This is a genomic window from Kaistella sp. CFF1-2, assembly GCF_059509915.1.
Window position 1 is genome coordinate 891,455 of record NZ_JCAKLF010000001.1, and the last position, 16,221, is coordinate 907,675.

A 16,221-nucleotide genomic window follows, 5' to 3' on the forward strand; every position below is an offset into this window, starting at 1 on the left:
CTAAAACCCATATTTTGAGGAATGGAAACCTAGTTTTGTTAATCCAACTTTAATTTCAGGAGCGTTCATAAATAAACTCCACAAAAAACCTGTTTGATGATTTTCAATCATCGGGGCTATTGTCCCTTGATCAATTGCTAAATATCGCGGTGTAACCCAATTAAAATGTGTAGAATATGCATCATAAGGACCCGCAATTCCTACATATTTATCTTTATTTTCATTATATAAAAATCGAAGGACATTCATACTTTCTGTCCACACATAAGGCATACTAGAAAGTGCCGCGGTAGGAGAAATTACTCCCGTATCGTTACTTGGAGAATGCGCTAAATACCCAGTAGTTCCATCTTGATTTCTAGTATAACTTGCGGTTAATCCCCAATTTTTAGTTCCGTAACCGTTCCACTTTTTTGGATTAGCAACGGCATATTGAACCATAATTTTAGCATGATTCGTCACCACATCACCATAATTAACAAAATCATCGGATAAGCCATTCGGATCTAATCCTAAAAAGGAATATTGAGACCAAAACATAGGTCCTACATTTCCATTTTGACCATTATGAGCAACAACCGTTGGAATACCATATTGAACACTTCCTGATTTGATCATCCCACTTCTTGCCCACCCTTGCGTATATACCTGTTTTGAAATTGAAAAACTAGGAGAAGATGCTGCCAAAACATAGGTAATCAGCGTTTCATCGTATCCTTGAATTTTCATATTCTTAGCAAATCCCGAAGTTGGTGACCAATGCCAGTATAAAACATTTTGGTTCTGAGTATACCAATTCCACTCAATTCCTTTCCAAAGTTCATCAGCTTTTGTTGCCAAGTCCTTTTCTGTTTGAATTGTTGATGATTTAAAATATTCACGAACCGTTATTAAACCTTGTGCTAAGAAAGCGGTCTCCACCAAATCACCACCATTATCATCCGCTCCGAAAGGAATAACTTTCCCAGTTAATCCATTGATCCAATGCGGCCAAGCACCGTGAAAACGATCTGCTTTTTGTAAAAAATTAAGAGCGGTAGTTAATCTAGAAACAGCTTCGGCTCTAGGAATCGTACCATTCTTAACTCCCACAAGAATCGTCATTAAACCAAAGCCAGAGCCTCCAGTAGTTATTGTTTGCGCATCATTGCCAGGATTATCTGTATGGTATCTTTCGCGAGCAAGTTTCGAATTGGATTCGGCAAAGTCCCAAAAATATTTTAAAACATCGGCTTTTACCATGGTGAGAAGTTCAGCATCCGAATACGTTGGCTTAGGTGGGACAACAACAGGCGGTTCGGGTGTAACACCTTCACCAGAATCACTGCTACAACCAATTGCAAACAAGCTAATTATTGAAATAACGCAAAGTTTCTTCATAATTTCATGATAAAAAAGGGGAAGTAAAAACTTCCCCTTTAATGATTATTTCTTTTTAGTAAATAATTGGGAAACTTCTGCAGCTGAAAGCGCTGAAGTATACATTCGGAATTGATCTATTCCTCCAGCCCATCCGTTCTTCAACCAGTCATCCGCCTGATTTGTCACTTCTGCTGCTGAGAACTCTTGCGGTCCCGCTCCGATTTTAAGACCTGTAATTTTACTAGGTTCAAGAAGTATATTACCGTGCCCTGTCCATTCCGGAACGTAAGCATGGGCTTTTCCATCAAAATACAATGTCATTTTGGAAGTAGCGGCATCATAAACAAATGCTAGATGATGCCAATTTCCGTCATAAAAACCGGTTACAGCATTCGCATTCACCCATTCAAACCACTTTTCCGAAGTTGCATCTTTCACAAAAAACTTCACTGCAGGTGTCGCTACCGTACCTTCTGTTAACAAAAACATAGATCCCGCCGACCAGTGGTATGAAGCTGCTGTAGGCATACTAAAGATATGATCGGTCTGAAGTTTTCCTTTTTTCGCCCAAACAGAAACCGTGAAACTTTTTGCATTTTGCGCAAAATCGTTTGCACTTGTATATTTGATGTATTTATACTTATCCCCCTGAACTGCTTTACCACTAACCCCATCAATGGAAGCCAATGGATTGCTTGATGGAAATTTTGCACGAATACTATCCACAGCATTCATTAATGCATTTTCACCTGTTCCATCAAAAGCGGTATAGAATTTTAATGGTCCTCCTGGAGCATTCGCATCTTTAGGGTAATCAGCTGGAAGTTCGGGACGATCAAGTTCTTGACAACTCCAAACCATTGCTGCTAAAGAAAAAATACCTAAAACTTTAAAAATATTTCGTTTCATTTTGATTATTCTTTAAAAAAAATTAATAATTCGGGTTCTGTACAAGAACACCTTGAGATTTGTCAATCGCTTCTTGAGGAATTGGGAAATACTTATTACGCTCTTGGTAGCCTTTTGCCGCCAAAACTGTAATAGCATCCCCCCAACGAACAAGGTCATAGAATCTTTCGAACTCCATACCAAATTCAACTCTTCTTTCCTGCTTAATAGCGTTACGAATAGAAACCTGATCCCCTGCTGTTGTGTTAGCCAAACCTGCACGAGTTCTAATCGCATTAACCCAAGTCGCTGCTTTTGCTGTTTGTCCTAATTCGTTTGCTGCTTCTGCTGCAATAAGCAAAACATCTGCATAACGGAAAATTTTAATATTCTCCCAATGGTTTTTTGTTTGCGCATATTGTGTTCTCTCCGCTGGCAACGTGTAAGCTTTACCATTCCAATATTTCTGAGCTAATGGTGGCGAATCTGGAAGCGTAAGTCCTGGCGTATTATAAATATCCGGACCACCAGAGGTAAGAATTGTCGTTTTCTTACGCAAATCTCCGTTTTCGTATGCTGCTACCAAGCCTACTGATGGAACGTTGAAGCCCCATCCTAAATCCCAAGCTCCAGAACCACGGACACCTTGACTTTCATAAAAATTATTGGAATATTTCGTTGGAAAATCATATGTTTTTTGAACTTCAAAAATGGATTCTTTTGAATTGTTTCCCGCTTTTGTAAATTCTGTATCATATGAAGTGTTCAAAGCGTATACCCCTGAATTAATAACACTTTCTGCAGCAATTTGTGCTTTAGCATAATCTTTCTGAACCATATACAGTTTCGCAAGAATTGTATTTGCAAAACCTTTGGTTGCTCTACCTAGATACGCACTTGCCCATTGATTTGGAAGATACTCTAACGCATCTGTTAAATCTTTAACAATTTGAGCGTCTACTTCTGCAATTGTGTTTTTAGCTGCTACTTCGTCTTTAGGAACGTCGATTGTTTTCAAGTTAATTGGTACTTCTCCAAAGTCACGACGTAACTGGAAGTAACAATAAGCACGAATTGCTTTAGCTTCTGCAATATTGATTTTCGTTCCATCACTTGTATCTCCAGATGCCTCGGCTTCGTTAATTAGCTCATTCGCATCATAAATAATTTTATAATGTCCATTCCAGCCATTTTTGATATGGCCGTTCGTTGCTACATATCCAAAATTATCAAATACATTACCATCCGCAGAGGCGTCCGTAGAGGTACTTCCTTTATCAGCATCATCTGCTCGAATAGAGTGCGTCCATACATAGGAAAAATCACTTACTCCACTTTCCGTTCTCATACTTGCATATAATCCGAAAGCTTGCGCTTCATATCCTCCTACAGTAACTTCTGTTCCTACGGGACGTCCTTCAGGTTTCAGGTCTAGCCATTCATCAGAACAACTTTGGAAAGACAAAGCCGCGATAGAAAGTACACCTGTTACTACTATTTTTTTATAATTATTGATTTTCATTGTTGATTCGTTAAAAAGTTGCGTTAATACCAAAACTCACAATTCTTGGGTTAGGATACCCACTTCTGTTTACTCCAAATTCGGTTGCAGAACCACCAAATTCTGGTGTAAATCCATTAACATGATCCCAAGTTTTCAAATTCTGAATATTGAAATATAATTTCAAAGCTTGAAGGCTGTATCTAGAAACCAAATCTTTGTCAAAGTTATATCCTACTTGGATATTTCTAATTCTAAAGAAACTTCCATCTTCAATCATATACGTTGAATTCTCTCTGTTATATGATGTTCCTGAATAGCTTCTTGGTTCCCAATTCGACGTTCCAGCTCCCGTCCAACGATCCATACGATCTTCTCTATAATTGAAAGGTGCAAACGAGTTTCCATTACCCCAGTTTCTAAACACTTCGTTTCCGTATACTCCGTAAAAATCTACATTAGCAAAAAGACCTTTATAGTCTGCACCAATGCTAATTCCATACGTAAAATCTGGAGTTGGGTTACCAATCACCGTTCTATCATCTGGTGAAATTTTACCATCACCATTGATATCTTTATATTTGAAATCACCAGGACCAACATCTCCAATAGTTGATGCAGGAGAACCTAAGATATCAGCATAGGATTGATAAAGACCATCAACAACGTATCCATAAAATGCGCCTACTGGCAATCCTTTTTTATAGATAGAAGGATTGTAATACACTTCATAACCATCTTCTAGTGTACTTAAAACTTTAGTCTTCGTCGTTGTTAAGTTTCCATTGATAAAGTAACTAAAGTCTTGAGAAACTTTCCCTTTCCAACCTGCAGTAAATTCAAAACCTTTTGCTTCAATAGAACCTGCGTTCATAAAGTAGTTCGGGTTACCTGGAACGTAATTCAGTAAATCTTCTGTTTTCTTATTATAGTAAGTTGCATCAAAAGATAATTTTCGTCCAAAAAACATGGTTTCAATACCCACTTCATAGGATTTTAAATGCTCCCAAGATAAATCCGTAGATTCCTCATAGGCTTTAATAAAAGCTGGATAAAGGTTTCCATTAAATACACCTGTTCCCCCTTCCATATAGTACGGATATCCGAAATAATTGTAAGGCGTAAACTGGTTTCCTAAGTCACCATAAGATCCTTTAATTTTTAAAAGATCCAATCCTTTTACATTAGCCATAAAATCTTCCTTAGTCACCTCCCAAGCAGCTCCTACCGACCAGAACCAATCAAATCTATTTCCAGATGCTAAAGCAGAAGATCCATCATTACGTAAAGATCCGTTTAGCATATATTTCCCTGCATAGTTGTACAAAACTCTTCCTAAATACGAAACTTGTCTTGTTTTGTAAGCCGAAGTATTAACTTCTTTTGTTGTAGAATCTACAAAATCAGAATGTAAATACCAGAATCTTTTGTTATTCGGAATTTGCCCAAGCGGATTTGTTAAACTTCCTCTTGCGTTTCCAGACATACTATTATACTCTCTATTAATCGTCTCGAAACCAGCCATCACAGTTAATTCATGCTCATTCCACTTATTTTTGTAAGTAAGGAGTTGATTTTGTTGGAATGTAAGATCTCTGTTTTCAAACTGATTAATGTTCGTCAAGATTCGTCCTGAATATGGAGAAACGGAATTCGTTTCTGGAATGTAAATATTAAACACAGGCTGATATCCTCTTCCAGTACCATTTCTATAATTTACGAAATAGCTAGAACGGAATGTAAAATTCTTTGCAAAATCAAATTCCACATACGCATTCGGGTTAAACTGGAAATCTTTGTTTAACTGTGTATATTTATGACCTTCAACTAAAGCTAAAGGGTTCCCAATTTGTGCTGCCCCCAATTGCTGTGGTAACGAGTTGTACAACCCATAATAATCACCAGCAATTGTGTTGATAGGTGCAACTACAGGCGTAGCATTTAAAGAAGACTCAAACCCACGAGTTTGTGGAAGATTTGCGTACGATCCTGTAAAACCAAATCCAGCTCTTAACCCATTGGTAATTTTAAGATCGTCGTTAAACTTCATCGTCATACGATTATAATCTTCATACTTAATATTTCCTTGTTCTGTTTGATAACCGAATGAAAAACTTACTCTGTTTTTCTCAGAACCGTTAGAAATAGTCACATTGTGTTGCGAAATAATCGGTCCTTTTTTACGTATTACATCAACCCAATTTGTATTTGCATTAAATAAATCAAATAAAGCATAAGGTGCAAGACCTTGGTTTGCTAGATCTTCATTATAAAGCGTTCTAAACTGATCACCATTTGTGACATTCGGGCGATTATCCAACGACTTCACTCCTATCGAAGAAGTTAAATTCACTGTTGTTTTTCCTGATTTTGCACGTTTAGTGGTTACAATGATAGCTCCGTTGGCACCACGGCTACCGAAAATTGCAAGAGACGATGGATCTTTTAGAATTTCCATCGATTCAATATCCGCGGGGTTTAGGAAATCAATATTATTAGCAAATACACCATCTACAATATAAACGGGATTCACCCCATTAATAGATACCGTACCTCTAATTCTTACATCGGCTTGTGAACCTGGTTGACCAGAGTTAACAATAGAAAGCCCTGCAACTTTACCCTGCAAAGAGTTTACGGGGTTAGATGCAGGTTTATCTGCAACTACATCCCCTTGTACTCTAGCAATAGAGCCAGTAAGGTCACGCTTTTTGGCTGTTCCATACCCAATCACGACAACTTCCTCGATCTTTGTTTCTCGAGACGTAGTGTCACTTGGCGTTTGTTGTGCCATCATGTCATTCCCAAAATAGAATGCTGCAATTAGGCACGACAATTTTAATGTCGTTTTTCTCATACTAGTTAACAATTTTCTTTAAGATTTTCTCCATACTCATTCATATAAAGTAAGACAAACAAGTATTGTCTCAAAGTTAGAAAATATATACTAAATTTTATATTTTTTTTAAGACAGTGTTAATTTACGTTAAATAAACACTTTGGCGTAAATTTTGACTAGCTTGTTCTACTAAATCCAAGTATTATGAATACCAAAAATGTACTCATTGCCACCGTTTCTGTTGTCGGAGTTGCAACAGTGTCTCATTCTTGTGTTGCGTTGGCAACATCAGCAATCGGAGTATCCATCCTAAAAAAGGTTTTACTAGGCGGAATTACGAAGGGAGTCGGTATTTTCAAAAATAAAAATGCATTCTTACAAAGTGACCTTATTGATAAAGCGTTACCGAAAGAGTTACGAGCAATAAACACATTGCTAGAAGGTGTTGCGCCAAATCTTGTCGCAAAAGAAAAAGACTATATCGCACAAGCAGCTGCTTATACCGTTGATCTTTCGGAACCAATTTTGGTGAATGCCGTTAATTCCCTTACCAGCCAAGATGTAGAGCGTATTGCTACTGGAGGCCAAGGAATGGCAACTCAAATTTTGAAAGAAAAAACATCCCAACAATTGATTCAGGCCATTATGCCGAAGGTTGATCAAAAGCTTAATTAATTTGACATTATTCGCCCTATTAACAATGCATTGAAAGCTAATAATCTGTTAGGGAATATCTTAGGAAATTCGAGTACTCCAGCGGACGGTTCAATGTTGAGTAAATTGGCTTCAGAACAATTGGTAAACGGATTATTTAATATTATAGAAGACTACGAAAAACAGAATGCTTCCGAAATCTACAAAGCTTTTGGGAAATAGTCGTACCTTCGTTAAAACGAATTAAACTTATGAACATTTTAGAACAAAATAGCGCCAAAGATCCAGAAGAATTTTATGCGTCTCTTAGTGAGAAATTAACCGAAACACATGACTTCCCAGAAGATTATGTTTACAAATTTATCATCCCAAGTAGCGAGCAAAAATTAACGGAGATCTACCGTGTTTTTGATGGTATCAAAACATCTTTTTCAAACAAAGAAAGTAAGAATGGAAAATACACGTCAATAACGGTGAGTGCTTTTGTATTAGACGCTAATCAAGTGATTACTATCTACAAAGAAGTTGGTAAAATTGAAGGTGTAATTATGCTGTAAAATTTTATCTAAACCATAAAAGAATCCCCGAAACTTTGTTTCGGGGATTCTTTTATTTATCATGAATTGATTTATTGATGCGCCTCAACGAACGTTTTAAAAACTTCGAAAGGCCGACCAACAACTGCTTCTTCATTAAATTCTAAAATTGGACGTTGTAGTAATTCAGGATTCGCTTCTAAAACCAAAAACAATTCTTCATTGCTCAGATTTTTATCCGAAAATTCTTCTTGAAATAATTTTTCATTCGTTCGAACGATATCCAAAACGGGAACTTCTAGTTTTTGAACCAATTTTTCTAAATCTTCTTTAGATAAAGGATTGTTCAAAATATCAACCAATTGATACGGAATATTTTCAGTTTCTAAATATTCTAACGCACAATTAGATTTGGAACAAAACGAGTTATGATACAGCGTAAACATAATATATCACCTAAAATAAACCGTGTAATTGACCTTCAATTTTCTCCAAAATGAAACCAAAATCTTCCGGTCTTTCTACGAAATCCAAATCATCAACATCAATAATCAACAATTTTCCTTCATCGTAATTATTGATCCATTTTTCGTATTTTTTGTTCAGTTTAGAAAGGTATTCAATACTAATCGAAGCTTCGTAATCACGACCTCTTTTGTAGATTTTCTTCACCAAATTAGGAACATCCGAACGCAAATAAATCAACAAATCTGGAGCCGAAACGAAAGATTTCATCAAGTTAAAAACCGACGTATAATTATTAAAATCACGATCCGTTAAAAGATCCATGTCATTTAAGTTTTCCGCAAAAATATGCGCATCTTCATAAATCGTACGGTCCTGGATAATATTTTTCCCACTATCACGAATCTCCTTCACTTGGCGGAAACGGCTTCCCAAAAAGTAAATTTGCAAAGCAAAACTCCACTTCGACATATCCGAATAAAAATCCTCCAAATACGGATTATGATCTACATCCTCGTACTGCGCATGCCATCCGTAATGTTTCGCCAACATCCCGGTAAGCGTCGTTTTTCCTGCGCCAATATTTCCTGTAACGGCTATATGCATTCTAAAATCTCAAAAAATTAATTGAAAATCAGACAGATGGCTCAATCACCTGCCCTACTGATTGATTTCGTAAAGATAGACTTTGTTCGTTCTATATTCAAAGTAGGAAGCGGAGTTTTTATCCACAATTTCTGCGGAAGCTTTTGAAAAGTCCTTCCTGATACCTTCTAGCGACGTATACGAATAGATTTCATCGGGAGTAAAGAGCAGAATTCGCTCATTTTCTCTTTTGATTTTTTTCAAATTCGGGATTTCTTTTTGAAATAATTGATTTCCTTTAAAATCATAAACTTGAAACTCTTTTGAAGAAATTAAATACAATTTCTGATTAAAAACCACCATCGAAATAACGTCGCTAAAATCTAACGACAAAGGAAATGAATTAATGACTTGCTGATTTCTAAAATTGTATTGAATCAAACGTCGTGAACTTTCTTCCAGCAACCATATTTGTTGCAAATCTTCCGCATAAGCAGCTTTGATAAATCCAAAATTCAATCGAAAATCAACTTTCTGAATTTCATTTAAATTTTGATCAATCACTTTCAGTTCTTGGGCATTTTCCGAAAAAAGCATGATGCTCAACGGATTCTGAACATTTTGCAAACGAAAAGGAACCGTCATCATGAGCCGACCTAAAATTTTTCCTGTAGAATCCGTTTTTGTTAAACTAAAATCTTGCGTTTTATAAAGATAAAAATTACCATAATCATCCAACTGCATTTCCTTCACCCCTTTCAACTTAAAAGAATCCAACGCCACCTGACGTTGCGCTCCCATAAAGGAAAAACAGAAAAATAAAAGTGTGCAAAGGATTTTCGACATAGACCAAATATACAAAAAAAGACGCTCGAAAGCGTCTTGTATTATTTGTGCTTAAGGTACTTTTGTGAACACCAAATCTTTTGTCACAGGAAGATAGACTGTTAAATCTAAACTTTTAGGACAATCCTCTTCTAAAAGCAAACTTGAATTAGGTAAGTAGGTCCAGTTTATATGTGTAGCATCTAGCTTCCGTAGCAATACAGAACCATTACCAACCCCACAATTCGTTCCACTATAAATAAATGATAATACATTTAAACGGGATAGTTTAAAAGAACTTACCAATTTATTTAACCATCCAGCAGAATTTCGAGAGTCAATCAAAACCTTGCCTGTGCTATCTTTTACGACAAACTTGACATTCAGTTGATCTGTATAATAGTACCCTTTTAATGCTGAAGCTTGTTTTCTAACTTCCTTTTCAAAATATAACGTGGTTTCTTTCCCTTGAAATTGTGCTTTATAAACACCTACATATTGATCCAATTCGTTTTCTAAATCTTTCACATACGCATTATTAGGCAAATCCATATAACTCGTATTCAATGGTAGTATGACCTCTTGGGCGTGGCAACTCACGGAACCAAATAGGAATACAATTATAAATAGAACTGTTTTAAACATATTTTTTTTCATTTTTTTGTTTTTTTTTAATTTGTTGGACATTTTTCATCTTTTGGACCCCCACTTGAATCTAAGACTATATTATTAATGTTTAAATTTCCATTATCATCTTCATTTACCCTTTGAAGACTGAATAAACTGGAATCTAGCCCCATCAACTCTAAAAGTTTGTAAAATAGAACTTCAAAACCTTTGGTACCCATATAATTTCCATTTTGGGAGGTATAGAGTGGCGAATCTCTCAATGCCAACTCTAATTTTTGGTATTTGACACCTAAATCATCAAAATTATACATCTTATTCGCAATTGCTTCTGCTTGTTCTTTTGTTCCATTAAATCGGAGAAAATATTGAAAATACTCGTACCCTCCATTGCATGTATGACAACCTTCCTGCGAGCCAATCATACCTGCAAAAGCTTCAAAAGGTTCTACACCCGCTGGTAAAGACATCACTTGTTTTGCAAAGGTATGTACATCACTCCCAGAAAACATTTTGATACCCGACGGGGTATGGTTATGTATATAACCTTTATAATTGCTTAAATTCGTTAAATAAACACTATGCTCTTTTCCTGGTACTGGTGCCCCTGGCTTCCCTTTAAAATCAACTTGAAAAGCAATCTCACCCCCCCTTTTTAGATTTACCTTTAAGGCTATCTATTGCAATTTTTATCTCAGAATTACCATAAAGTTCTTTTCTCGTTTTATCACAAGGATCACCATAAGACAAAGCAAAATCAAATTCGGCAACACATTTAGTAACTGGGTTACTGCATTGATTTCCGCCCGTACCCGAACCTCCTCCAGTATCCGGTCCAGACCAATTTCCTAATCCACCACCTATAGACCCACCACCGACAGGGTAACATACCCTTTCCTCAGTAACGGCATCTAAAGTCGTGTGCGAATACGTTAGTACATTATCTACATTCCAAATAAAATAATGGTCTGTATAATGATAGGTGAAAACTTTGAGACATTCCATTTCCGCATCTTGAGCTTGGGTATTGATCTTTGCAAATGGTTTCATTCCAGCAAAAACTTGCCCTCCATAAACTCCATCCTTATATCGCTTATCAAAAGCAAGCTCATCATTCTCTAAAAACAACTTTAGTTGCCCAGTAAAATCTTTTTGATCAGTAATACTCGCAACTAAATTTTTTGAATTAAAACTAGGGTTAACTTTTAGCAAATAAAAACTAACATGCTCATCACTTCCTTTTGCTATCAAGTGAAAATGCGTTTTATTATTAGGATTCCCATTGACTTTAAGTGCAATAGGAAAAGTGGTTATATTATCTTGAAAATAATCGGAATAACTCGTTTTTCCTTTATTCCATTCTATCTCAAATGGAATTTTCACAGTACTTTGAAAACGATTTTTATTTTTATTATAGATTTTATAATAATCATTTTTCGCATTAGCATTGTAGATATCATCTCGAATACAGCTTGTCAAGAAAGAAAGAAAGAAAGAAAGAAGTATAGCACTCCTTAAAAAATTAAGTAGTTTTTTATCCATATTGTGTTTATTTTTACGAAGCCAATATAAGTAAAATCTTTATATTAAAATGAAAAAAATAAAAAAGACGCTCGAAAGCGTCTTGTATTATTTGAATTGAACTTCGTAAATCGTTGGCCACATTTTCCCAGTAATCAACATATTATCACCTTTGAAAGCGATTCCATTAAGAACATCATCCACTCCTTTGGTGTGTTTTTTTGCAATTTCTGTAAAATCAAAACTTCCAACAACTTCACCCGTTTTAGGATCGATTTTAAGAATAATCGGTTGTTGCCAAACATTGGCATAAACAAATCCGTTATGGAATTCAAGTTCGTTTAATTGATCGTAACCTTTTTTATCACTTGCTACACCAATCTGGCGAACTACTTTGCTTGGATCGTTCGGATTTAAGAAATATAAAAACTTGGTTCCATCAGAAAAAATTAATTGCTTTCCGTCGAAAGTCAATCCCCAACCTTCTGCAATCATGTTAGAATATGGGAATTCGCTCAATAATTTCAATGAATTCTTATCGTAAACAAAGCCTTTTTTATTCTGATAGGTCAACTGATAAATTTTGTCACCAACTACCGTTGCGCCTTCTGCGAAAATATCCGCCGCTTGATCAACAGATTGCGTTGGCGTTGTGCTGCCCAAAGAATATTTCCAAAGACGTGAAGTCCCGTACTGACCATCACTTTCCAAAATCATATTATCCACATATTGGAAACCTTGGGTAAAACTTTTAGGATCGTGAGGGTATTCCTTTACAATTTCGTATTGAATTTTTGCTTCTGGAGTTTTAGAATACACATTAATATTCGCATCTTGCGAAATGGTTTCGCCATTAGATTTTGTAATAACAAACGTAACCGCATTGGTTCCTAAAGTAAAATAAGCTGGATCCACCACCATTTTATCGGTTTCTTTTTCTCCAAAATTGATGGTTACTTTTGCTGCATTATCTAAAACATCAGCTGGAAGTTGAAGCGCATCACCAAAATGATATCCTTTATCTTCCATCGAAGTATTGTATTCATTTAATGTATTTAGGATTTTTTCATCCTTGTTACAAGATGCCAAAAGAGTGAGTGCCAATACAGAAATAAATAGAGTACGTTTCATTATCACAAATTATTTTTTCAAAAATACGCTTTTGTTACGGATTTGTATCAAAGCATGTTGTTTATTAGCCGATAATTAGCAAATTTTATACCTTTCCTAAAATCCACAAAAAAACGCAGACTCCTATAAATCTGCGCTGAATAACTTTTATCGGGGAAGTTTTTTAATTCTCAACGAATTCTTTTAGAGATTTTTCTACAATTTCTTTCCAGCCTTCTTCGAAGCTTTCACGAGAAAATGTGGTTCCTAAATGTTCGAAATTCTCCAAACCTTTATGCGTTAACGTAAGTACCGTTCCGTCGCCTTCGGGCGTCAGTTCCCATTTTACCAAGGTCTTATCTTTGGTATATTCAGGGTACGTCCAAGAATGTTTTAATTTTTGCTGAGGAATTATTTCTAGAATCTCACCATGATGCAAATACTTGTTTTCGCCTCCAGGTTCATAAAAATTGAACGCTTGATTCATTTCTAATTTGAAATCTGGGATATCAAAATACCATTTTTTCATATTTTCTTTGTCGGTAATTGCATCCCAAACCTTTTCTACTGGCGCATTTAGCTTTTGTTTTACAATAATATTTTCGTGCATAGTACTATGATTTTTTGGTTTATCTAAAGTTAGCCTTTATTCCCGCGAAAGCAAAAAATAAACATGTAATAAATATCATGAAACTCTTTTTAAAGTATTTTTGCACCCAATACGTCTTTGAATTAATAAACTGAAAAAAACAAGATTTTGAAACTTTTCAAAAAAATTACAATGACATTAATTATACTCATCATCCTTTTGGTAGTTGGTGTTTGGGCATTTATGCAGCAAGATCAATTCGGAAAATTACCAACTGGAAAACGCTTGGAGCGCATCCAAAAATCTCCAAATTACAAGGATGGTCAATTTAAAAATCTAAATCCCACACCGCAACTTTCAGAAAATTCATCGTTACCCAAAGCTTTATGGAAATTTGTTTTTGATAAAGTGGAAAACGGAACGCCGAAAAAACCTTTTCATTTTGTAAAAACGGAAATCAACAAGATTCCAAGTAATGAAGATGTTTTTATTTGGTTCGGACATTCATCCTATTACATTCAAACTGATGGAAAAAAGATTTTAGTTGATCCTGTTTTCAGTGGTGCCGCTTCGCCCGTGAAAAGCACAACAAGAGCGTATGCTGGATCTGATTTGTATACAATAGAAGATTTTCCAGAAATCGATTATCTTGTCATTACGCATGATCATTGGGATCATTTGGATTATGAAACGGTGAAAAAACTACAACCCAAAGTGAAAATTGTTGTTACTGGTTTAGGAACCGGAGCTCATTTAGAACATTGGGACTTCCCAGAATCTAAAATCGTTGAATTGGATTGGTTTGAAAAGAAAGATTTTAACAATCAATTTGTTTTCAATGCAGAACCAGCGCGCCATTTTTCAGGACGTGGATTCAAACGTGATCAGTCTTTATGGATGAGTTTTGTAGTTCAAACGCCAACAAAAACGATTTACATTGGCGGTGATTCGGGTTACGATACGCATTTCAAAAAAATTGGAGATAAATACCAAGGGATTGATTACGCAATTTTAGAAAACGGACAGTATAACGAAGATTGGCGGTACATCCACATGCTTCCTGGCGAACAGGATAAGGCAATGCTTGATTTGCAAGCCAAAAATTTAATTCCGGTTCATAATTCCAAATTCAAACTTTCTAAACACTCATGGAAAGAGCCTATGGAAAAAGTAGTAGAAAATAAAAAAGGGAATTATGGACTTCTCATGCCTCAAATTGGTGAAAAACTTTCACTTTCGACTGATGCTAAAACATCAAATTTGTGGTGGAAAACCTTAGAATAATCCCATTTTAAATTCGATAAAAAGTCTCAAATCTATTTTGGTTTGAGACTTTTTTTATTTTCGAATTAAATGGTATCTTGACCTACTTTAAATTTTTGAAAACAAATCAAAAGAATCAAGTAGACAATAACAACGAAACAATGAATCAAGAAGCCTATATTTTGGATGGAGTTCGCTCTGCAATTGGAAATTTCAAAGGAAGTTTAGCAGCTGTTCGTACAGATGATCTAATCGCGGATGTAATTAAAGCTTTGGTAGAAAAAAATCCAAATATCCCAACCGACAAAATTGACGATGTAATCATTGGTTGTGCCAATCAAGCGGGAGAAGACAACAGAAATATAGCAAGAATGGCGTCTTTGTTAGCTGGTTTACCAACGACCGTTCCCGGAGAAACCGTTAATAGACTTTGCGCCTCTGGAATGAATGCTATTTCTCATGCTTTCCGAGCAATAAAAGCCAACGAAGGTGATATTTTTATTTCCGGCGGTGTAGAAGGAATGTCACGCGGTCCGTACGTTCTTTCGAAAGCAGAAATGGGTTTCGATACCAATCAAAAAATGTTTGACAGTAGTTTTGGTTGGCGTTTTATCAATCCGAAAATGGAAAAAATGTACGGTGTTGAAGCGATGGGAAAAACCGCAGAAAACTTAGCCGAAATGTATTCCATTAGTCGGGAAGATCAAGATCAGTTTGCTTTGGCTTCTCAGCAAAAAGCGGCAAAAGCCCAAGAAAATGGAATTTTAGGGGAAGAAATTATTCCTATTTCAATTCCACAAAAAAAAGGTGAAGCCTTAGTTTTCAACCAAGATGAATTCATTAAAGCGCAAACAAATTTAGAGAAATTAGGTTCGTTAAAAGCTGCATTCAAATCTGATGGCAGTGTTACTGCAGGAAATGCATCGGGATTAAATGACGGTGCTGCGGCTTGCTTTGTCGTTTCGGGTGAAGCAGTGAAAAATTTTAACTTGAAACCTTTAGCTCGAATTGTTTCCACTGCAGTAACCGGAGTAGAACCTAGAATTATGGGAATTGGCCCTGTTTCAGCGTCTCAATTAGCATTAAAAAGAGCTGGACTTCAATTAGAAGATATGGACATCATCGAACTTAACGAAGCCTTTGCTGCGCAGGCTTTGGCGTGTACACGTGAATTAGGTTTAGCAGATAATGATGAACGCGTAAACCCTAATGGAGGTGCGATTGCTTTAGGCCATCCTTTAGGCATGAGCGGAACTCGAATTGTTGTTGCAGCGGCAAAAGAACTTAACAGAAGAAATAAACGTTACGCACTATGTACCATGTGTATAGGCGTTGGACAAGGCTATGCATTAATTTTAGAAAATTGCAACCTTTAAAATGAAAATTATACTATTATATTTAACATAATGTGAAATATTTTAAAAAAAGTATATATTTGCAGTGAAGGGATTGAGAA

17 protein-coding genes are annotated in these 16,221 nt (G+C 35.9%); 5 read left to right on the forward strand and 12 right to left on the reverse strand.

Annotated elements, in window-relative coordinates:
- Genes AC5XHR_RS04125 through AC5XHR_RS04140 form a run of 4 tightly spaced genes read right to left on the reverse strand, consistent with a single transcriptional unit; the run spans nt 1 to nt 6,608 of the window.
- Nucleotides 1-1,380 (reverse strand): glucoamylase family protein, encoded by a 1,380-nt coding sequence (locus AC5XHR_RS04125; RefSeq protein WP_495949508.1) that lies wholly within the window; start codon nt 1,378-1,380, stop codon nt 1-3.
- 45 nt (nt 1,381-1,425) lie between these two features.
- Complete coding sequence (locus tag AC5XHR_RS04130) at nt 1,426-2,271, reverse strand: LamG domain-containing protein (RefSeq protein WP_495949509.1); 846 nt, start codon at nt 2,269-2,271, stop codon at nt 1,426-1,428.
- A 22-nt stretch (nt 2,272-2,293) separates the two neighbouring features.
- A complete protein-coding gene (locus tag AC5XHR_RS04135) occupies nt 2,294-3,772 on the reverse strand; it encodes a RagB/SusD family nutrient uptake outer membrane protein (protein WP_495949510.1) in 1,479 nt (492 codons plus the stop codon).
- A gap of 10 nt (nt 3,773-3,782) precedes the next feature.
- The gene (locus AC5XHR_RS04140; RefSeq protein WP_495949511.1) at nt 3,783-6,608 is read right to left on the reverse strand and encodes a SusC/RagA family TonB-linked outer membrane protein; all 2,826 of its coding nucleotides are present in this window, start codon (nt 6,606-6,608) and stop codon (nt 3,783-3,785) included.
- A gap of 186 nt (nt 6,609-6,794) precedes the next feature.
- On the opposite strand from AC5XHR_RS04140, the gene AC5XHR_RS04145 reads away from it, so the two are divergent.
- The 3 genes from AC5XHR_RS04145 to AC5XHR_RS04155 are packed head-to-tail and all read left to right on the forward strand — an operon-like array spanning nt 6,795 to nt 7,801.
- Nucleotides 6,795-7,265, forward strand: a complete 471-nt coding sequence (locus AC5XHR_RS04145; RefSeq protein WP_495949512.1) for a DUF4197 family protein — start codon at nt 6,795-6,797, stop codon at nt 7,263-7,265.
- A 30-nt stretch (nt 7,266-7,295) separates the two neighbouring features.
- The gene (locus AC5XHR_RS04150; RefSeq protein WP_495949513.1) at nt 7,296-7,466 is read left to right on the forward strand and encodes a hypothetical protein; all 171 of its coding nucleotides are present in this window, start codon (nt 7,296-7,298) and stop codon (nt 7,464-7,466) included.
- Nucleotides 7,467-7,495: 29 nt separating this feature from the next.
- Complete coding sequence (locus tag AC5XHR_RS04155) at nt 7,496-7,801, forward strand: DUF493 family protein (protein ID WP_495949514.1); 306 nt, start codon at nt 7,496-7,498, stop codon at nt 7,799-7,801.
- A gap of 71 nt (nt 7,802-7,872) precedes the next feature.
- On the opposite strand, the gene AC5XHR_RS04160 is transcribed toward AC5XHR_RS04155, so the two are convergent.
- From AC5XHR_RS04160 to AC5XHR_RS04195, 8 genes are all read right to left on the reverse strand, one after another.
- Entirely contained in the window at nt 7,873-8,226 is a 354-nt protein-coding gene (locus AC5XHR_RS04160) for an ArsC/Spx/MgsR family protein (RefSeq protein ID WP_495949515.1), read from the reverse strand.
- 10 nt (nt 8,227-8,236) lie between these two features.
- Nucleotides 8,237-8,851, reverse strand: a complete 615-nt coding sequence (locus AC5XHR_RS04165; protein WP_495949516.1) for a deoxynucleoside kinase — start codon at nt 8,849-8,851, stop codon at nt 8,237-8,239.
- Nucleotides 8,852-8,905: 54 nt separating this feature from the next.
- Nucleotides 8,906-9,676, reverse strand: a complete 771-nt coding sequence (locus tag AC5XHR_RS04170; RefSeq protein ID WP_495949517.1) for a hypothetical protein — start codon at nt 9,674-9,676, stop codon at nt 8,906-8,908.
- A 51-nt stretch (nt 9,677-9,727) separates the two neighbouring features.
- Nucleotides 9,728-10,342: a DUF6705 family protein gene (locus AC5XHR_RS04175; protein WP_495949518.1), complete on the reverse strand. Its 615-nt coding sequence runs from the start codon at nt 10,340-10,342 to the stop codon at nt 9,728-9,730.
- A complete protein-coding gene (locus AC5XHR_RS04180; protein ID WP_495949519.1) occupies nt 10,327-10,794 on the reverse strand; it encodes a hypothetical protein in 468 nt (155 codons plus the stop codon). The genes AC5XHR_RS04175 and AC5XHR_RS04180 overlap by 16 nt, the downstream gene beginning before the upstream one ends.
- A 130-nt stretch (nt 10,795-10,924) precedes the next feature.
- On the reverse strand, nt 10,925-11,824 hold the full coding sequence (locus AC5XHR_RS04185; protein ID WP_495949520.1) for a hypothetical protein: 900 nt from the start codon (nt 11,822-11,824) through the stop codon (nt 10,925-10,927).
- An 87-nt stretch (nt 11,825-11,911) separates the two neighbouring features.
- Nucleotides 11,912-12,934 (reverse strand): glutaminyl-peptide cyclotransferase, encoded by a 1,023-nt coding sequence (locus tag AC5XHR_RS04190; RefSeq protein WP_495949521.1) that lies wholly within the window; start codon nt 12,932-12,934, stop codon nt 11,912-11,914.
- Nucleotides 12,935-13,097: 163 nt separating this feature from the next.
- Entirely contained in the window at nt 13,098-13,523 is a 426-nt protein-coding gene (locus AC5XHR_RS04195) for an SRPBCC family protein (RefSeq protein ID WP_495949522.1), read from the reverse strand.
- A 171-nt stretch (nt 13,524-13,694) separates the two neighbouring features.
- On the opposite strand from AC5XHR_RS04195, the gene AC5XHR_RS04200 reads away from it, so the two are divergent.
- The gene (locus AC5XHR_RS04200; RefSeq protein ID WP_495949523.1) at nt 13,695-14,786 is read left to right on the forward strand and encodes an MBL fold metallo-hydrolase; all 1,092 of its coding nucleotides are present in this window, start codon (nt 13,695-13,697) and stop codon (nt 14,784-14,786) included.
- A 140-nt stretch (nt 14,787-14,926) separates the two neighbouring features.
- Nucleotides 14,927-16,141 (forward strand): 3-oxoadipyl-CoA thiolase, encoded by a 1,215-nt coding sequence (gene pcaF, locus AC5XHR_RS04205; protein WP_495949712.1) that lies wholly within the window; start codon nt 14,927-14,929, stop codon nt 16,139-16,141.
- The last annotated feature ends 80 nt before the right edge of the window (nt 16,142-16,221 follow it).